Raw genomic sequence first — 17,978 nt, 5'->3', positions numbered from 1 at the left:
GGGATCGGTAGTTAGTTCGGCAGTCCCTTACGGCCGGTCCTCACGAAATGAAAGAGTAGGTATGACAGAGAACGATGAAAGCGGGGAATATGTCCAAGAACACACTGAAGAGGCCGTCTTAGAGGTAATGAAGCCGCTCGAACCCTACATGACGAGCGAGATCGCGGACGAACTTGGATGGTCACGGCGGTCGGCCTATAACGTCCTCACTCGACTCCACAAGAGCGACGAGATTCGCAAGAAGAAGCCCGAAGCGCGTCGTGTGATCTGGATTCGACCGGAATAGCAGTGCTGCTGGATAATACACGTACGAGACCACACATGAGGAGGTCGAACGGCTACTGATTGAGCGAGGAGAGAGGAATTGAGGAGCTATGTTCAATGCCCGTTGTCTTGGTCCTGTGCTTCGAGTTGGTGTTCGTGATCTTCGATTCCCGCTTTGTGTGCCTGGGTGTCGTCGGCATCACGATCTGATAGTTCTTGCAAGCGATGTTCTTGCCCGTATAGAACAACCGTATCGCCAGGGTTGATCTCGGTATCCGGCCCTGGTGCCCCGATGTATGAGCCATCAGCGCGATTGATCGCGAGCACACGAACCCCTTCGGCTGGGAGATCCAATTCGGCCAAGGTACCGCTAGTCAGCCATTCGTCTGTTTCGGTATCGACCTCAGCAACCCGATAGTCGTCTTGGAGCCCGAGTACTTGGGTGTAATCTCGGAGTTCGAGATCAGTCGTCCGGCTAAGTGTTCGTTCGATAAGGGGAGTGACAAGGTGGTTGAGCCAGTGACTTCGGGCGAGTAGGATCAGAAGGACTGCCCCACTGATGATATAGATGAGTCCAGCGAGATTTCCACTGCTCGCGTTCGTGAACGAGAGAACGAGTGAGGCGATGGCGCTCACAAGACCGAGGCTTCCGAAGCGGATGAGTTGTTTGGCGATATGCCGTCGTCCAGGTGTCGCGGTGATCACTTCTGATTCTTCGGTCGTGAATCCAGCACCCGAAAATGCAGAGGCGGCTTGGAAGGATGCAATGTCGGGTGAAATGCCGGTCATTCGAAGGGCAATTGAACCGATTCGAATGATGAGTAAGGCGAGTGCGAACGTGACCAAGAGCGAGAGGATGGGATAAATGGCTGCCATATTCGAGTCATGATACACTTGCATATGGCTTTGTACTCATGGCCCACCAAATGGGTCTTCGTTGGAAAGTGAGACCAGTGAGATGATCAGGGACGATTTGCAGAGAAAGCAAGTGATGACGATATTCTTCGAGTGATTCGTGAGTCCGAGTTTCCGGCGGTGACCGCTCGGTGGGTCGCAGATACGATCGAAATGAAACGGCAGCCAGTGCACCAGCGGCTCGAAGAGTTGCATGAGCGAGGTGAGTTAGAACGGGGGAAATTGAGTCCGCGGGTGGTTATCTGGTGGATTCCAGACGACGAATGAATAGATTTCCCGGTTCACGAAGTACGTCGAAAGACGTGGTGGCAGACAGGACATTTTCGTTTGAGTTCATCGATCACGCAACCCATATTCTTGTGCATACGCTACAATATACGCTGAAACAAAGTTACTACTCGATATCGACGTATTCGATCGGCATGAGGCTGATCAAGCAACGACGTTTCTAGCTGAACTAGCCGAGAAACACGATCTCTCAGACGCTGTGTTTCTCGTTGATGGCTACGACTATCGGACTGTCCTCTTCCGAATTGGGTTGAGCGATCAGCTCAACTACACGGAGCGAAAATTGATGGAAAAGTGGTTTCACACGCACAAACAGCGGATTGACCACTTCCATACGTCGTGAGTACGCAGTTGGCTCAGCGTCCAACAGTTGCTTGAACAGTTTGTGCATTATTATAACCGTCAGAGACCGCATCAATCGCTTGAAAACCGAACCCCCGTTGAGAAGGAGCTTAACTAGACAGTGCCGATTGAATAAAACAAATAAGTTTCTGAGGTGTCTGTGAGATTCCACCAAGTAATTTGATAATACCAAAATTAGATGCGGCGGTTGACCATATACAGTTTGAAAGCGTGCTTCAGTCAATCTTCACTATTGATGGTTTAGTTAAAGTTGATAAGTTTAACAAAAATGACCATCACCTAAGTACCATTACAAGGCTAGCTATGTAAAACTCACTTTAATTGGTGTATATTATATTTCGAAGATATTTTGGTATAATCAAAATCCGACTAGTTTATGGTTGTAAAATAATGATTAATTGTTTCACTATATTCCAGATGCGGGCTTTAGAAGGAATGAGAACTGCTTCTAAATTCCCGGAAATGTATATTGGAATACCGCTTTGATAATCCGGAAAATTATTCAGTGAGGTCGTCCATGCTCTTCGGTATGTCATCAAATGACCCCCCACGTACCATCAAATCAGTCGAAACAGCGTGCCGTCTCATCGAAGCACTCCGTAGTTCGAATGGGTCAACTGTAACTGCATTAGCTAATGAACTAAACCGTTCTCCGGGAACCGTATCAACATACCTTACTACGCTGCAGAAGTACGGTATTGCCGTAGAGAAGAACCAAGGATATGACCTGGGTCCAGAGTTTCTCACATTAGGAGAGTATGTCCGTCATCATTCTGTTCTTTACCAGGCTGCAAAAGAAGAGGTTGACCACCTCGTAGAAGAAACTGGAGAGTGTGGCCATTTGATCATCGAACACAAGGGACAAATCTATGCACTCTATGAGACATTTGGTGATAATGCAGTCGGTGTTGAATACCACAATAGAAAACGAGAGGTACCACTTAGTCATATTCACTGTACTGCGGCAGGAAAAGCGATTCTTGCATATATTCCTGAAAATCAAGCTAAAAAAATTCTTGCCGATAAAGGACTCACCCAAAACACCGCAAACACAATCACGGATATCGATCGGTTGCTTGAACAGCTGGCAGCGATCCGTGAACAAGGATTTGCATTTGCAGATGAAGAACAAATGCATGGTATCCGGGCAGTAGGCGCCCCAATTAAGATGGCAAATGGCGAAGTGGCCGGTGCAATAGCGATTTCGGGTCCAACTACGCGACTGAAGGACAGCGTATTTCGTGAAGAGTTTCCAGAATATGTGACGCACGCCGCAAACGTTGCCGAGGTCAACCTAGAAACGTCGGATAAAGACCTTTCCGGGCTCTAAAGCTCTAGATTACATTTTATAAGTCAGTACTGCGTCAATGCCTTCTCAAATCAGCATATCCTCGGATGTTCTCGGTGAGAACCACAATGACCGACGGTGCTTCGTCTCGAACATATTGAACTCACCGATCCATTCAATTATTCGAGTGACGTTTTACCGGAGCCTTTGAGGTCAAGAAATTCCCGGGTCTCATCTGGTGTTGCGAGCTCACGGCCGGACATCTCGTAGGTGAGATTTGCCATCTTTTCAACAAGCTCTGCATTGCTCTCTGCCAGCTCACCACGGCGAAGATATAAATTATCTTCAAGCCCGACGCGGACATTTCCACCCATACTGACAGCTTGACAACCCAAGGAAAATTCCTTTCGACCGGCACCGATCACGGAGAAAGAGAATTGATCGCCAAACAGTTTTTCGGCGATTCGAACCATATGGGTGAGATTCTCCTCGTCGGCGCCGATACCGCCGTGTATGCCTAAAACGAACTGAAAATGGAGTGGAGCTTCAATCAAACCTTGGTCAAGGAGGTGTTTTGCATTATAGAGATGACCGACGTCATAACACTCCAATTCAGGTTTAGTCCCGTGCTCTTGAAATACGGGAAGGATTGTTTCAAGATCCTCAAACGTGTTTTTGAAGATCAAATCTTTCGTTCCCTTCAGATACTCTCGCTCCCATTCATGCTCAAACTCATCGTATTTTCCAAGGATTGGATACAGTCCGAAGTTTATTGAACCCATATTACAAGAGGCCATCTCGGGCTCTAGTTCGGGAACCACACGAATTCGCTCACGAGGAGCCATTGTTGGTGCACCACCAGTTGTTGGTTGAATGATGGCGTCAGTCTCTTCATGGATACGCTCAGCAACCGTCCGGAACATACTAAGGTCGGTTACTGGTTCACCCGTCTCTGGATCACGAACGTGTATGTGAAGTACACTAGCGCCGGCTTCAGCAGCGGCGATAGCTTCATCGGCAATCTCTTCCGGAGTAGTCGGAAGATGTGGCGACATTGTCGGCACATGGATTGCGCCCGTAACTGCACACGATAGGATCACCTTGTCAAGTTGGCGCATACAAACAATTCAAAGCAGAGGGTACATGTAATTTGTGGTGAACCGATTATTTTCTCACTCTCCGTTACTATCTACATGATAGACACAACAATTATACTGCCTGGTGCAAACGTTGCTAATATGCCACACGAAGACCTTCTCATTGAAGGGGAGAGTGCAGTTATTACTGCCGGCGGAAGTGGTATCGGACGGCAAATAGCTGACCATCTCACTCAAGCAGGAGTCAATATAGTCATTAATGACATTGATGAAGATGCCCTTGCGAACGTTGAAGATGGACTCGCTACCAACGAAGGAGAAGTATACACACTTCTTGGAAACGCTGCAAATCCTGAAGACACGGACCAGCTGATAGAGAAAGCTGTTGACGAATTTGGTGGCTTAGATATCGTAGTCAACAACGTTGGAATTGCAGGACCAACGAAGCCCTGTGAGAATATAACAAATGATGAGTTCATGCAAACTCTCAGAGTCAATGTTGGCGGTGCGTTCAACACAACGCGGGCTGCGATCCCATATCTCCGAGAAAGCAACCATGGTCGCATTGTCAACTTGTCCTCAATGAGTGGAAAGCGTCCACTCCGTGATCGAACTCCCTATACGAGTTCAAAGATGGGAATTATCGGTCTTACCCGGACGCTCGCTGTCGAACTCGCCAGGGATAATGTGAATGTAAACGCAATTTGTCCAGGAAGTGTAAAGGGTCCTCGACTGGATGCCGTCATCGAAGGTCAAGCGAAAAGCCAAGGACGACCAGTTGAAGAGGTTGAAGAAGAGTTCCGGGGTGTCTCACCGATGGACCAATTCGTTAAGGCAGAAGATATCGCGGATACCGTTCTTTATCTCTGCTCTACAAGGGCATCGAAAGTGACCGGACAGGATGTCAACGTAACTGCTGGCGTCTGTATGTACTGATTCCGATAGTAAAGAAGGAATAGCTAGTCAGCCACAAACATTTATTATGGTTGACTGTGGTTGTCTATGTGTTCCTATGAGTAATGGTATTACCAGACGGAATTTCGCAAAATACGCAGGCGCAGCCGGTGGAGCAGCTCTTGCTGGATGCCTTGGCGACGATTCCGGTAGTTCAGGTTCTGGGAATCAATTCGACATGGATGACACGAGTGATAAAGGGAGTCGTCCAGTCAAATGGTTATCTCCAGCGTGGGCAGCTCGAGAAAAGCAACCACCGCACATCAAAAAGGCAACTGGAATAGAGGTGAATATTACAAACGCCAATAATTCAGCAACTCAGCAGAAGATATTGAGCGGGGCAAACGAAACATACGATCTTGTTTCTCACGATACGATTAACGGGCCTTCGTTTACAGTTGATAACGACAGAACTGCACCAGTCCCAACATCTGAAATTGATCGTTGGAATAGTGACAATATCTCCGACATCTTTACGAACTACTCGGAGCGCTTCTCTCACCTAAAGGGCCAAACAAAGAAGATGGGAGAATTTCTGTGGGAAGATCCGAACAAACAAAAGAAACTACGGCAACCACCACACGTCTTCAACTTTAACGGGGTCGGATTCAATCCCAAGTTTGTCGATTCCAGCGTTTCAAAGTACGGTGCGCTCTTTGATAAACAATACAAAGGAAAGGTTGCGATGGGTGCGGTTCCCGCAATCACGATGAATGAGGTGATGGGATATTTGAAGGACAATTCTATGATAAATGCTAAGGTTGGAGATCTGAACAATCCGAGTGAAGATCAGATCGACACAGCCATCGACTTTCTTGTGAAGCAGAAAAAGTCCGGACAGTTCCGTTCAACCTGGACGGCTGCTGGAACATCGGTTAATCTCATGGCGAGTGAGGAAGCTGTTATCGGTGACCTCTGGCAACCAGCTGTCTTTGCTGTGCGCCGTTCGGGAACACAATGTAACTATGCAACAATGAGTAAAGGTGCTCAAGGATACCAGTACTGGTGGGGGAGTATTATCCCGACCAACCCTGGCTCTAAAGAGCGAAATAACTCTGCAGAAGCTGCAGACATTCTCAACTTCCATTATGGTGCTTGGTTCCCTGGTTACATACAGAATTGGGGATACCCAACACCGAATTATCCGAATAAGTCGATGGTTCGTGATGGATCCGACGATACTGGAAAAGGGATGGGCCCAGAATACTACGATTGGGCCTACGAAGGGAAGGCGACATACAATAAAGTAGACAAGCCTGCACTGTTCGATCCGATGAATTACGATTGGTCGATGAAGGAAGGTTCCCCAAGCAAGCAAGGACAAGTGCGTGACCAGGGTGATATCGAAACACGGATTGATCGCACCGCAATCTTCCAGATTTGGCCGGACAATGCAGATTATCTGCTTGAACAGTGGAAGCAATTCAAAAGCGCATGAAACCAGCAAATATCATAAAAGTCTAAAAAATGTCATCAGAGCAACGAAACAACGTTCTCGAATGTGCGCTCCCAGAGCGCTATGCAAAATATACTCCTTCAGAGGTGCAATCACTCGTCGGACCCACAGTCTTGTGGTTTATCACCTTCTTGCTTGCCCCACTCGTCGTTATCCTGGTATACAGCTTTTTGGAGTATGAGTCCTTCTCAGTCGTATATCAATTCTCCCTTGAAGCATGGAATAACGCCGTTTTCCAGCCGGTAGTGTACAGTGTGTTCGCTCGAACACTACTCATTGGTGTCGCTGTAACTCTGCTCTGTTTAGTCGTCGGCTACCCATTGGCGTACTACTTGAGATTTTACACCTCAGAGCTGGGTGGCATTATTATGTTGCTCTTCCTCGTGATTCCCTTCTGGACCTCCGAGTTGATTCGCACACTCGGTTGGATACCAATTCTTGGGAAGACGGGCGTAATAAATCAAGTGCTAATTATATCCGGGATAATCGACAAACCCCTCTCTTGGCTCTTGTATTCACCGGTATCGCAGGTAGTTGGGTATCTACAGAACTATGTTGTCTTCATGGCAGCACCAATCTTCATTTCACTATCGCAAGTAGATGAGGGGCTACTTGATGCAAGTGAGACATTGCGTGGAGACCCAGTAGCTACCTTCCGTAACGTAACTTGGCCACTTAGTCTGCCAGGAGTTACTATCGGATCGATTTTTGTTTTCGTCCTCTCGATCGGGAATTTCACCATCCCGCAATTTCTCAGCGGTGGGAAAAGTACTATCTCAACTCTCATCTATCTCTCCGTTAACAATGGGTTGAACTATCCCTCTGCTGCAGCACTCTCATTCGCACTGTTGGTGGTTATCTTCCTGATCGTCTATGCGTTAATCAGAACAGTCGATATCAGTGAAATCGCACAGGGTTAGTTAAAACTTTTTCAGCTTTTCAATTCCAAATGGTATCGTCGTGTTCGCCGATGTATTCTTCGTGTCGCTCGGCGGGCTCATCGTAGATAGCATCGCCAGAATCAATTTGCATTTTCGAGGTCGCATCGATTGTGTCGTCGATCTTGAGTAGGAGTGCAATGACCTCGGTTGCTGTTGTGAGCATATTCAAGCGGGTCCCAAGTGGGTCAAAAATCCCGTCTGAAACCATACCCCTGATTTCGCCCGAAGGGAGCGATATTCCAGTAGATGAATTATCCATTCTGCTTGCTCGTAGATCGGGAAGAAGAGTAAGTGGATCAAATCCAGCGTTTCTAACAAGTGTCGCTGGTATCCGCTCTAGCGCATCGGCGTAGGCTACCATAGCGATTTGCCGTTTGGATGCTTCAGTGGGTGCAGCATCGCGAATTGCTGCAGCAGCAGCCAATTCAGAAGAACCACCACCAGGAATTGCCCCAGACGGTTGGCTCGTTTCTCCCTCAACAGTGGCAATCGCGTCAACTGCTTTTCTCAGAGCAATTGTCACCTGTTCGCCGAGTTGACCTCTGACACCACGAACAATAACTGCGACAGAGTTGGGGTTAGCACACTCTTTGAACATGACCATTCGTCGTGTCGCACGACGGTTCTCCCGCGGGTCTGTTTGTTGTTCCTCTACGACTCCAGCATGACCCAGATCCGATGAACGAATATCCTGAGGATCTATGAGAATCGATGCACCGGTCGCATGGGCAACTTGCGCTAAGTCGACTGGTGTGACCCCACGAATACCAAGAATGCCCTCTTGGGCAAGCGCCTCTTGATAGTCTGCGTCGATACCTTCCTGCGTGAGAACGACGTCAGCACCGGCCTCGATGATTTGCTTGACTACAGTATCTCGTTCATTGCTGTATTCATTTTCAAAGGCGGCAATGTCTTTTGGTGAGGTGATGTCGAGTGTAGCCTTGGCGGCAAGTGTGCGTTTTTGGAGTCCGGTTCCCTCGTGACCGCCAAGAATGAGAATAGAAGCGTTAGAAGCTCTTCGAGGCATTTTTTCATTCACAATCTCGCTTCGGTCTAGAACAGCTCCTTGAACGAGCCTTGAGTCATCGATAGAACCAGTTGAGAAAGTACGCACAGCAAACGATACCTCGGTAGGACAGCCGACCATTTGCGCTGCATCTTCCGCTATCGATGCCCATTGATCCGTTTGTCCTCCAAGTGTATTCCCGGTGAGTACAGAACGCGCAATATCATTCGGATTGATCGAATCAATGGGAATCACAGATTTCGAAAATTCAGAAGCCGCAATTTCACGAGCCTCAATATATCCTTCCTGTATTGTTCGCGGGTGGATTCCCTGCTCGATGAGTTTGGTAGCTTCCTCCGCGAGTGCACCCGCAAAAAGGAGGGTTGAGGTAACTCCATCCTTGATATCTTTCCCTTCCACATCGGTTTCCCCCGGTCGGTCAGGACCAGCCATCCGCCGAACAACAGGCGTTATCGGATGTTGCATAGGAAGGGATTTTAAGAGTAATGCACCATCGTCAGTAATAACGTAGTCATCTACTGCCGGTTCACCTGCGACTGTTTCTTCCTCAGAAGATAACTGGTTAATAACTAGCTTGTCGTGGCTAACCGGTCCATAGGTTGTTGCCATCCATTGGCTGATGGACTCTATGGCCGTAAAGTTCGCTTGAGGGAATATCAGATCTTCCTCCTCTTCATTCGTCGTTTGATTGGGGAATGTATCGAGTGACATCTGAACTCACACTTCGTACTATACCATAAGACTTCCCCAATTTATAATTACTGAGACTCACAGATTTATATGCGATGGGCACCGTGTGCTATGTGAATGTCTACCGAATACAAACCTACCGGCAAGGAAAATCAGCATGTCTCCCTGCTTGGGAAGGCTGCAGAACGAATCAATCTAAAATGGGCATTGATTGCGTATGTAACACTCATCACGGTGTATGTCTACGCACCCATCATCTCACTCATCGGCTTTTCGTTCAATGAGGGTGGCCTCACATTCCCATTCGTTGGATTTAGTTTAGAGTGGTATAGCGAGCTGTTTTCGAATCAAGCAATTATAGACTCAATCGTTCGCTCAGTCGAATTGGCGCTCATTGTGACGGTCATCACAACTGCATTAGCTACGATGACAGCACTCGGCTATCGATATGATTTCCGTGGGCGGCGTAGTGTCCTCTATCTACTTATCCTCGGTATTATCACACCCGGAATTACCTATGGGATTGGAGCAACACTATTCTTGCATAATCTGCTTGGGTTAGAACGTGGTCTTCAACTTGCCGTTCCTGTCCATGTTGTCTGGACACTTCCGTTTTCGGTCATTGTCTTGCTAGCTGGATTTCCCCCAACGCTTGCCGAGAACGAACAAGCGGCACGAGTCATGGGTGCCGATTCAATTACGACATTCCGAGAAATTGTACTGCCACAGATTGCCCCAACAGTTCTCGGTGCCGCTGTTTTCGCTTTCACTCTCTCGTACAATGAGTCGACCCGTGCGCTGTTGTTGCTCGGGCAACAAAACACCATGCCGATTCAGATCTTTGCTATTGCCTCAGCAAAGCAGGCTACACCGGAATTATTCGCCCTGGGAAGCGTCACCACCATCTTCTCTACAGTACTGCTTGCAGTTGGTGGATTCCTCGTTCTAAGAGGGTCAAACAATTAATAAATATTTGAGAACAGTTGGTCACTCACCGAGAATGTCTTTTTCGAGATTGACAGTAGAGACAACGCTCGTCCGTTCGAGGAGCGTTGTGTGTTCGGAAGACCATCCAACTGTAACCCTCTCAGGGACGTCCTCAATGGCGTCAGGGGTTTTCAGCTGTAGTTCTTTCCCATCAGAAACCGTTGTGAGGACGATTTGAGTCCCACTCCCAGGTTGATATATGACGTCTTCAACGCGGCAGTCAATGGTATTGCAAGCGTCAGAATCAAGCGAGACGTGTTGTGGTCGGACAAACAAGGGCATTTCTTGACCAACCACCGATTCAGGCTGTGAATCAAGGTTCGTCGTACTTGCCTGGAAGGACCCATATTCACTCTCAACTATTGCTACGCCATCATCAACATCAGTGATCTCGCCGAAAAAGATGTTTGAATCTCCAAGAAATGCAGCCACAAATGCCGTTTCTGGATGGTTGTATACTTCGTCGACAGTACCTGACTGTTCAACCTTCCCATCATTCATAACGACAATCTGATCTGCAAGCCGCATTGCTTGCGTCTGGTCGTGGGTAACATAGATGAAAGTCGTATCCAACTGGCGATGTAAGCGGAGTAATTCTCTTTCCATCCGCTTTTGGAGCTTGTAATCAAGATCTCCGAGTGGTTCGTCAAGTAGAAGCAATTCTGGTTCCAGAACAAGACTTCGAGCGAGTGCAACTCGTTGTTTCTGACCAGCAGAGAGCTCCTCGGGTTTTCGGTCGGCTAGATCCTCAAGCTTCATAATCTCAACCAGATTATCAACCTTTTTTGTCATTCCCGACTCGCCCAATCGATCTAGTCCGTACTTGATGTTTTCGCGAACCGAGAGATGGGGAAACAACTGAAAGTCTTGGAAGACCAGACCGATATCCCGCTCGTAGGTCGGACTATCAGTGATATCTTTATCTGCTAGCCAAATCGTTCCATCTGTTGGCTCAACTTTACCGACGAGCGAATGGAGAGTCGTCGATTTTCCACAGCCACTCGGTCCGATCACGACACAAAAGTCACCATTGGCGACTTGGAAGTCGATATCATCAACCGCCAGTGTCTGATCGTCGTATATTTTGGTCAACCCTGAAACCTTAAGCACCGGGTCAGTTGTCTCATCCAATCCACCGTTATTCTGATTTGTTGTATCCGTGCTAGCCATTGTTATTATTCACTAAGTAGGGAGTGAATGCTTTCTTCGTTGTGGACACTCAACTGCTCAAAGATAATTGCATCATTCTTGTCCCAACCGACGTTGACTGTAGTACCGGTCTCAAGCGTTGGTGAACCAGGTTGAACTACAATGAAATCGTTACTATATCCCTCTATTTCGATGGAATACTCAGTGATTTCGCCCGTATACGTCCGACCAACGATGTTTCCCTTTATCGTATTTATTTTCTTATCTGCCTCATCACCAAGTTCGATATTTTCTGGACGAATCAGTAGTAGCGATTCGGTGCCGACTTCAGGCAAATCAATCGTACGACCCTCAACTTCGCCTATCGATGTCGTAATCGTTGCCCGACCATCGGAAACAGACTCTACAGTACCACGAAATGCATTAGAATCACCGACAAACCGGCCAACAAATGCCGTTTGTGGATTCTCGTATACTTCCCTTGGAGTACCTATCTGTTCAATGTGGCCTCGATTCATCACTACCAATTTATCCGCCAATTTGAGCGCTTGGTCTTGATTATGCGTGACGTAGAGGAATGTACTATCGAGGTCTTCGTGAAGTCGTCGCATCTCGAGTTCCATTCGTTTCTGAAGCTTGTAATCAAGATCTGCAAGCGGATCGTCGAGAAGCATCACCTTGCGTTCTGTAATGATTTGTCGCGCGAGCTCAACTCGTTGCTGCTGGCCACCACTGAGCTCTTCAGGAAGGTTGTCTGCTGTTTCACTGATCGACAGTAGGTCAAGCATTTCGCTAACGCGACGGTCAATTTCCGCTTCCTCGGGTGGATGTTCCTGTTGACGAAGTCCAAACTCCACATTCTCGGCGACTGTTTTATGTGGGAATAGTGTGTCCTCGAATTCCTGGAACACATAGCCCAATTCACGAGTTTCTATCGGTGTACCAATGACGGAAACACCATTGATCGAAATATCTCCTGTATCGATGTTGTGGATACCAGCGATACAATCAAGAAGTGTACTTTTGCCACACCCACTCGGCCCAACGACGACACAGAAATCGCCTTGTTTAATCGAGAGGGAAATTTCTTTGAGCACTTCCTCTCCTCTGAACGATTTTGTAACACTATCTACTGAGATGGCTGTCACGGTCATTGTATGTGATTGTCCAACATAGATAATATTTTTGGACTAGTCGATTCTACTCGCGGACACGAAGATATAAATCCTAACACTGTGCATATTGGCAACGAGATGCACGAATCACCAGAGCACGTTATTGACTTGAGCAACCCCGTTTCCCCAGATCAACCAGGATGGCCCACACTCATGACACCAGAAATAGATCAAATCCAATGGGCACCACGCGATGGGGTGACCATGGAAAAAGTAGAGATGGTTAGTCATACAGGAACCCATATTGATGCACCACTCCATTTCATCGAGGAAGGAAAGACCCTAGATGATTATCCACTCGAGAAGTTCATGGGAGAGGGAATAGTACTTGATCTCACTCCCGTAGAACCCGAGGCACCAATCACAGTAGAGATGCTTCAGACGTTCGAAGACCAGATCCAGCCAGATGATGTAGTAATGTTGTATACTGGCTGGGGAAAATATCATGGACGGAACGAACGATATCTCTTCGAGTTCCCGTATCTCACTGATGACTCAGCGAGGTATCTCGCCGAACTGGATATCAAGGCAGTTGGGACAGAAGGATTAAGCGTTGCTGGGTGGGATGGTGACCTTCCCAATCATGGTCCTGCGACAGAACTGCATCCGTCGGAAACTCACGTCCCCTTATTCGAAAATGATGTCCTTGCTGTCGAAGAATTGCGCCACCTCGATAAGGTTTTGGATGGAGAAGAGACGCGGCGTGCCTATTTCTCCTTCGTACCAATCAATTTCCAGAATACGAGTGGTTCGCCCGTTCGAGCTTACGCATCACTCTGAATTGACCTCCACTTTGGTCTAGCGACTTGCATGAATTGTCTTCTAGAAGGAATCGGATCAGCACGACCCAAAATGTCGTCTCGAATTCTGTGTCGGTAGTTGATGGTGTACTCCTAATTGGGGACAATAAGATTGACCTCGAACAGTATGACGAAATAATTGTCTTAGGTGGAGGCAATGGTAGTTGTCCGGTTGCCGCCAGGGTTGAAAACATCTTCCAAGACCGAATCTCAAAAGGGCTAGTTACTACAGACGATCCAGTGAGTACGGATCAGATTACTGTTAGAAGAGACGGCCATCCAATTCCATGTAGACAGGTCTCAGGGACAGAGGTTCGATAACGGAGTTAAATGCTGTTCGTGTTCAACACGCATAGAAGACACAAGAATATATAGATCAGTTCTAAATGAAGGTTAGTATTTCCTCTACCAAATTAGTCATCTGCTTATCCCCCATTACGGATACTACACATAGTCCCCAATAGACGGCATTTATCTCGCTAAAATACGTGATATCAATGCTTCATTAAAACTACCGAGTACAATTTGTAAAGTATTTCGTGCTATATAGTTGGTGTAGAGAGATTATTATTGATGATATAATGTTTTGAAAAATATTAGTCTATATTTTCTATATATCCTCATTGGTAGATAGTAAAAGAGGATACGATTGTGTGAATATTAACATCAAGCTCATTCTTTAATCAAAACGGTTTCCCACACTGGATTCAACGGTAAAGTCTCTCATCGGGTGCCGAATTATTCGCTCGAGAGAAATCATTCAAATGAACCGGTGATTAGGTACAGTGATATGGGCACTAAGTCGCGATACCGGGACCAGACGTCGATTTCCTTACAATTAGTTTCGATGTGATCGTCGTTGAAATCCAATTCGCGTCCAGTCTCGTCTCCGAGAATGTCTTGCAGGATGTCCGTGATGTTGCCTTCTTCTCCGTGGTGTTTGCTATTGGGATCAGTCTCGGACAAATAGACCTGTGCGTCGGACGTTCTCGAATGTGTCGAGTCGTGATTCGATCATGCGACGGGTCAGCTATCTTCAGAAGGCCGGGTTTCTCCGTCAGGAGAATGAGCAGTGGGAACTCGGACAGACTGGGCGTGAGTATGTCCAGCAGCACGATGTGGCGACGTTGATGCGAATCATGTGTGAGCGGAACGTCGGGCTTCGAAGTCTGCTGTATGCGTTGTCTGTTGGCCCGATGACGATCACGGAGATCAGTGACCAACAGTTAGATACACACCCGGAGTTGGGGTGGAGTCGCGGGGAAACGGATATAGCGAAGCAACGGGCGAACTGGTTGCGGAGCATGGAACTCGTCGAGAAACACGGAGAGGAGTATTCGTTAACGGATGAGGGTCGCGGGTTCGTTGAGGGCGCAGTTGAAGAGTGGGCGGATACCGAATGGACTGCGACAGAGCATGGCGCGGAATTCTCTGCTGGCACGTACCAGATTACGATACATGCCCGAGCGGTGGATCCGGAGTTCCGTGCGACTGTGATTGCTCGACACGACCGGATGTGTCCAGTTTCCGGTGTTGATCATCCGGGGTTGTTAGATGTCGCGCACGTGCTACCGTGGAGTGAGTATCCAGAATACAGAGCAGATTTGGCGAACGTACTGCCGTTAAGTAAGACACATCACGCGGCGTTTGATCGAGAGTTATTCACAATCGATCGGGAATACCGATTGCGAGTGAATCCGTCGTTCGAGACGAACAGTGAACTATTGCAGCGGACAATTCTTGACCGGGCGGGCGATCGGATCTCGGTTCCGGATGAGAGTTTGAATCCTAAGTACGTAGCGCAGCACAACGCGACGCTTGAGTGGGTATGAGGCTGGATAGCCAGTTAGCTGGACTGACGAAAGCCGACCGGATGTTCTAACGCCCAGTTATTGGAGAGAACCTCGTCTTTGTCGTCGGTTCCACCTTTGGTGAGCAGACCGACGTGGTAGAGATGGTATTTGAATTGGAAGTGGATACCCGATTTGTACACGGTTGGGTCAGTCAGCATCGATTCGTTGATGTTGCCGTCGGCGGTAAGGACATCTTCACGTCGGGGTTGTGTGATGAACACTTCGATGGCAAGTGGTTGATTGATGTGGCTGGCTTCTCGGACTACAGCGTCAATGGTCGCGGTTTCAATGCCGCGCTGATGGAGCCGTTCGAGTGCTTCGACGATGAGTTGCGTGGGGTCGTACTGGATGGCGACTGAGCGAGCGAGTTGCGCCCAGCGTGGAGCGAGAGTGGTAAATGGAGTGGATCGGCCTTTCCACGACGCAAATTCATCAAGTGTAGTAGCGATACTGCCGTGCTGGTCACGGGCGAATCGGACGACTTCTGCGCCGAGGTGTGTGAGTACGTCGCCTTCGGGGCGATTGTCGACAAGGCCGAGGAGGATGGCTCCGCGACGACCGCCTGAAACGCTGTTGATCACATGCTCCGAGTAGACGGTTCGTGTTTCACCGTTCGCGGCTACTGCGAGAGCGTAGCCGAGGTAGTTCTTCGGGTGGTTTACCGGGAAGCTCCCGTCGGTGAATTGATGGGTTGTTGCTTGAAATCGAATCGCGTTGATGGTCGTCGAGAAGTCACCGACACCAGCGACACGCGCTGGTTCAACGAGTGTAGCTTCGTAAGGGGTTTCGACGCCGATGACCCCAATGTTGAGGTCTCGTGCGAGGGACCGTGCCTGGTCGGTGATGCTCTGGATTGGTGCAGCAACATACCCGAGGTTGACTTCGGATAAGTGACTGTGGGCCTGATTGACACCACGACGGACGTCAGCAGCACTCGGGTCACTGTTGTGGCCTTTCGCTTCGATTACAGCAACCGGTGTCGTCGCCGCGTCGGCATTCAGGACTTCCAGAGCGGGCATTCCAATGCCCAAGAGGTCAGGCTCACCGGCGGTGAGACGGATCGAGTTGTACGGCGCGAGGCGACGACGCAGATCCTCCGGGATCTCCCAATCGCCCCACGAAGATTTCGTGAACTGGGATTCGGTGACAGCGTAGTGGTCCGAGCTGTTGTTGAGATCGGGGTAGAGTGTGTCCTTCGCGGCAGCGAGAACAACCGGTTCGGCGAGTGAAGCTGCCATTGCTACAGGCCTTCTCAATCTGTCGTCATTAAACTAGGTCGTTCGAGATTCTTATCTAATCGGTCACGGATACCGAGTCGCGTACAGAAGTTGAGTTATGTGCTACTCGTTATTCGAGTCGTAGGTCTTTCTGATCCACGCACCTTGTATGAACTCTAACTGTATCTTTTCTGTGTCTTCGACGACCTAGCGTCGTCGAGCATGTGATTTTACCTCCTCTGTCACGGACGCTTACGACAATACTTGTGCCGTGAGTAGGAAATATCGAGAGACCCCACTCAATGAATCTCATAGCTCAGCGGAAACTGTACGAATTTGAGTAAGTGTCTAACGAGCAGAAGTTGCTAAAAAACATAAGAGACTAAGAAGGTGGGTCCAATGATTCAAGATGAGATCATCCGAAGCAACCCCCCAACGCCGGAGGAAGTCGCAGAGGCCGCTGGGAGTGATGTTGAGACAGTCATACTGGCTCGACAAGCGCTCCGATTCAACGACGACTGATTCCCATGCACTCGATCGCAGTACTTTGGCGTTTCACTCCTCACACTGATTCAAAGAGGAATCCCACGGCTTTAGCCGTGGGAGGAATCCGACAAGGCTTGAAACAATCCATGAGCGATAGCAGTTCTACTCCCACGCCACCCTGAATTATTATAAAGAGGTCGTTCGATATGTGAATTAACGATGGAGATGAACAGCACTTGAACAAATGAAGACTGCGATTCATTCCACGACTAAAGGTCGTGAGTTTTCTCGCCTGCAATTCTATAACTCAGGATCGCGATGTATGACTGAGAGTATGCAGATGTCGATAGCCCAAGAAATCGAACGGGGAATTCGATACGCGATTGTCACTGTGTTTGTAGTAGGATTCCGCCGACGGAACCCGGGTGCAGTCGTAAATGCTGCCCTCGCGATCGCAGCGACGTATCTCCCAAAAATCATTGAACGTCGGTACGATGTTTCGTTCAGACCGTGGCAACGAATATATTCGAGTGTCGCGATGCTTACCCACTCTGTAGGGATGCTCGGTGCGTACGATGAAGTGTGGTGGTGGGATCACCTCACCCACACCCACTCCTCGACACTTCTCAGTGGTTTTGTCTACGCCACCGCTCGCCGCTATGGTCTTGACCCACGGACATGGGTGCTCTCTGTCGTTATTGGCGTAGGCAGCCTTTGGGAACTAATGGAGTATACCATCCATACGGTCGCCGATCGCTTCGGTCTCGAACCGATACTCGTCGTTTACGGCAAGTCGGACATTCTGCTCGACTTCGTGTTCAACCTTCTCGGCGCACTCATTGTTCTCGTACTTGGAGACGATCTTCTTCAAAACTTCTTTCGTCACACCGACTACTAAGTGGGGTATCAGCAGACTGCACTTCCGAGAAATATATTCAGTATGTTACTGTGATCAGTTCTTCAAGAATGGGATCACTGCATCCGTTCGCCACCGTTGACGTTCAGCGTTTCACCGTTGACATCCTCCC

General features: G+C 48.5%; 17 protein-coding genes and 1 pseudogene. 12 read left to right on the top strand and 6 right to left on the bottom strand.

The window, feature by feature from the left end; all coding sequences use genetic code 11:
* The first annotated feature begins 61 nt into the window (after positions 1 to 61).
* Positions 62 to 286, top strand: coding sequence for a hypothetical protein (locus ACGYLY_RS26155; protein ID WP_395285815.1), 225 nt, complete (start codon positions 62 to 64; stop codon positions 284 to 286).
* Positions 287 to 378: 92 nt separating this feature from the next.
* Here ACGYLY_RS26155 and ACGYLY_RS26150 read toward each other — a convergent pair whose 3' ends face one another.
* On the bottom strand, positions 379 to 1,164 hold the full coding sequence (locus ACGYLY_RS26150; protein ID WP_395291303.1) for a TrkA C-terminal domain-containing protein: 786 nt from the start codon (positions 1,162 to 1,164) through the stop codon (positions 379 to 381).
* Positions 1,165 to 1,531: 367 nt separating this feature from the next.
* Between ACGYLY_RS26150 and ACGYLY_RS26145 the strand changes: the two are divergent.
* Positions 1,532 to 1,927 (top strand): annotated as a pseudogene (locus tag ACGYLY_RS26145) (integrase core domain-containing protein); the annotation flags it as partial.
* A 432-nt stretch (positions 1,928 to 2,359) separates the two neighbouring features.
* Positions 2,360 to 3,160, top strand: a complete 801-nt coding sequence (locus ACGYLY_RS26140) for an IclR family transcriptional regulator (RefSeq protein ID WP_395285817.1) — start codon at positions 2,360 to 2,362, stop codon at positions 3,158 to 3,160.
* A 137-nt stretch (positions 3,161 to 3,297) separates the two neighbouring features.
* On the opposite strand, the gene ACGYLY_RS26135 is transcribed toward ACGYLY_RS26140, so the two are convergent.
* Positions 3,298 to 4,236, bottom strand: a complete 939-nt coding sequence (locus ACGYLY_RS26135) for a 3-keto-5-aminohexanoate cleavage protein (RefSeq protein WP_395285818.1) — start codon at positions 4,234 to 4,236, stop codon at positions 3,298 to 3,300.
* A 75-nt stretch (positions 4,237 to 4,311) separates the two neighbouring features.
* Between ACGYLY_RS26135 and ACGYLY_RS26130 the strand changes: the two genes are divergently transcribed.
* From ACGYLY_RS26130 to ACGYLY_RS26120, 3 genes are all read left to right on the top strand, one after another.
* Entirely contained in the window at positions 4,312 to 5,151 is an 840-nt protein-coding gene (locus ACGYLY_RS26130) for an SDR family NAD(P)-dependent oxidoreductase (RefSeq protein WP_395291302.1), read from the top strand.
* 76 nt (positions 5,152 to 5,227) lie between these two features.
* Positions 5,228 to 6,607 (top strand): PotD/PotF family extracellular solute-binding protein, encoded by a 1,380-nt coding sequence (locus tag ACGYLY_RS26125; RefSeq protein ID WP_395285820.1) that lies wholly within the window; start codon positions 5,228 to 5,230, stop codon positions 6,605 to 6,607.
* A 29-nt stretch (positions 6,608 to 6,636) separates the two neighbouring features.
* Positions 6,637 to 7,545 (top strand): ABC transporter permease, encoded by a 909-nt coding sequence (locus ACGYLY_RS26120; protein WP_395285821.1) that lies wholly within the window; start codon positions 6,637 to 6,639, stop codon positions 7,543 to 7,545.
* A 19-nt stretch (positions 7,546 to 7,564) separates the two neighbouring features.
* Here the strand turns inward: ACGYLY_RS26120 and ACGYLY_RS26115 are convergent, their stop codons facing one another.
* Positions 7,565 to 9,304, bottom strand: coding sequence for a TCP-1/cpn60 chaperonin family protein (locus tag ACGYLY_RS26115; protein ID WP_395285822.1), 1,740 nt, complete (start codon positions 9,302 to 9,304; stop codon positions 7,565 to 7,567).
* A gap of 96 nt (positions 9,305 to 9,400) precedes the next feature.
* Here ACGYLY_RS26115 and ACGYLY_RS26110 point away from each other — a divergent pair, with 96 nt between their 5' ends.
* Positions 9,401 to 10,249 carry an ABC transporter permease gene (locus tag ACGYLY_RS26110; protein WP_395285823.1) on the top strand — a complete coding sequence of 283 codons (849 nt, stop codon included), beginning with the start codon at positions 9,401 to 9,403 and terminating at the stop codon, positions 10,247 to 10,249.
* Positions 10,250 to 10,270: 21 nt separating this feature from the next.
* Here the strand turns inward: ACGYLY_RS26110 and ACGYLY_RS26105 are convergent, their stop codons facing one another.
* Entirely contained in the window at positions 10,271 to 11,440 is a 1,170-nt protein-coding gene (locus ACGYLY_RS26105) for an ABC transporter ATP-binding protein (protein ID WP_395285824.1), read from the bottom strand.
* A 5-nt stretch (positions 11,441 to 11,445) separates the two neighbouring features.
* A complete protein-coding gene (locus tag ACGYLY_RS26100) occupies positions 11,446 to 12,573 on the bottom strand; it encodes an ABC transporter ATP-binding protein (RefSeq protein WP_395285825.1) in 1,128 nt (375 codons plus the stop codon).
* 99 nt (positions 12,574 to 12,672) lie between these two features.
* Between ACGYLY_RS26100 and ACGYLY_RS26095 the strand changes: the two genes are divergently transcribed.
* The 3 genes from ACGYLY_RS26095 to ACGYLY_RS26085 all read left to right on the top strand — a co-directional run bounded on the left by ACGYLY_RS26095 (position 12,673) and on the right by ACGYLY_RS26085 (position 15,226).
* Positions 12,673 to 13,374 carry a cyclase family protein gene (locus ACGYLY_RS26095; protein WP_395285826.1) on the top strand — a complete coding sequence of 234 codons (702 nt, stop codon included), beginning with the start codon at positions 12,673 to 12,675 and terminating at the stop codon, positions 13,372 to 13,374.
* 26 nt (positions 13,375 to 13,400) lie between these two features.
* Entirely contained in the window at positions 13,401 to 13,715 is a 315-nt protein-coding gene (locus ACGYLY_RS26090) for a DUF4147 domain-containing protein (RefSeq protein WP_395291301.1), read from the top strand.
* Between the two features lie 695 nt (positions 13,716 to 14,410).
* On the top strand, positions 14,411 to 15,226 hold the full coding sequence (locus ACGYLY_RS26085; RefSeq protein ID WP_395285827.1) for an HNH endonuclease: 816 nt from the start codon (positions 14,411 to 14,413) through the stop codon (positions 15,224 to 15,226).
* A 14-nt stretch (positions 15,227 to 15,240) separates the two neighbouring features.
* Here ACGYLY_RS26085 and ACGYLY_RS26080 read toward each other — a convergent pair whose 3' ends face one another.
* On the bottom strand, positions 15,241 to 16,485 hold the full coding sequence (locus ACGYLY_RS26080) for a hypothetical protein (RefSeq protein WP_395285828.1): 1,245 nt from the start codon (positions 16,483 to 16,485) through the stop codon (positions 15,241 to 15,243).
* 378 nt (positions 16,486 to 16,863) lie between these two features.
* On the opposite strand from ACGYLY_RS26080, the gene ACGYLY_RS26075 reads away from it, so the two are divergent.
* A complete protein-coding gene (locus ACGYLY_RS26075) occupies positions 16,864 to 16,986 on the top strand; it encodes a hypothetical protein (protein WP_395285829.1) in 123 nt (40 codons plus the stop codon).
* Between the two features lie 286 nt (positions 16,987 to 17,272).
* On the top strand, positions 17,273 to 17,848 hold the full coding sequence (locus ACGYLY_RS26070) for a hypothetical protein (protein ID WP_395285830.1): 576 nt from the start codon (positions 17,273 to 17,275) through the stop codon (positions 17,846 to 17,848).
* Positions 17,849 to 17,978: the final 130 nt, after the last annotated feature.

It is taken from the genome of Haladaptatus sp. CMAA 1909, assembly GCF_043952005.1.
In the GTDB taxonomy this organism is placed as follows: Archaea; Halobacteriota; Halobacteria; order Halobacteriales; family Haladaptataceae; genus Haladaptatus.
Note: the sequence above shows the minus strand (reverse complement) of the source record. Positions and strands in the feature narration are given on the sequence as shown.

Coding starts and splice junctions, on each gene's coding strand:
- ACGYLY_RS26155 (WP_395285815.1), top strand. CDS start 62: ATGACAGAGAACGATGAAAGCGGGGAATATGTCCAAGAACACACTGAA.
- ACGYLY_RS26150 (WP_395291303.1), bottom strand. CDS start 1,164: ATGCAAGTGTATCATGACTCGAATATGGCAGCCATTTATCCCATCCTC.
- ACGYLY_RS26140 (WP_395285817.1), top strand. CDS start 2,360: ATGTCATCAAATGACCCCCCACGTACCATCAAATCAGTCGAAACAGCG.
- ACGYLY_RS26135 (WP_395285818.1), bottom strand. CDS start 4,236: ATGCGCCAACTTGACAAGGTGATCCTATCGTGTGCAGTTACGGGCGCA.
- ACGYLY_RS26130 (WP_395291302.1), top strand. CDS start 4,312: ATGATAGACACAACAATTATACTGCCTGGTGCAAACGTTGCTAATATG.
- ACGYLY_RS26125 (WP_395285820.1), top strand. CDS start 5,228: ATGAGTAATGGTATTACCAGACGGAATTTCGCAAAATACGCAGGCGCA.
- ACGYLY_RS26120 (WP_395285821.1), top strand. CDS start 6,637: ATGTCATCAGAGCAACGAAACAACGTTCTCGAATGTGCGCTCCCAGAG.
- ACGYLY_RS26115 (WP_395285822.1), bottom strand. CDS start 9,304: ATGTCACTCGATACATTCCCCAATCAAACGACGAATGAAGAGGAGGAA.
- ACGYLY_RS26110 (WP_395285823.1), top strand. CDS start 9,401: ATGTCTACCGAATACAAACCTACCGGCAAGGAAAATCAGCATGTCTCC.
- ACGYLY_RS26105 (WP_395285824.1), bottom strand. CDS start 11,440: ATGGCTAGCACGGATACAACAAATCAGAATAACGGTGGATTGGATGAG.
- ACGYLY_RS26100 (WP_395285825.1), bottom strand. CDS start 12,573: ATGACCGTGACAGCCATCTCAGTAGATAGTGTTACAAAATCGTTCAGA.
- ACGYLY_RS26095 (WP_395285826.1), top strand. CDS start 12,673: ATGCACGAATCACCAGAGCACGTTATTGACTTGAGCAACCCCGTTTCC.
- ACGYLY_RS26085 (WP_395285827.1), top strand. CDS start 14,411: ATGCGACGGGTCAGCTATCTTCAGAAGGCCGGGTTTCTCCGTCAGGAG.
- ACGYLY_RS26080 (WP_395285828.1), bottom strand. CDS start 16,485: ATGGCAGCTTCACTCGCCGAACCGGTTGTTCTCGCTGCCGCGAAGGAC.
- ACGYLY_RS26075 (WP_395285829.1), top strand. CDS start 16,864: ATGATTCAAGATGAGATCATCCGAAGCAACCCCCCAACGCCGGAGGAA.
- ACGYLY_RS26070 (WP_395285830.1), top strand. CDS start 17,273: ATGACTGAGAGTATGCAGATGTCGATAGCCCAAGAAATCGAACGGGGA.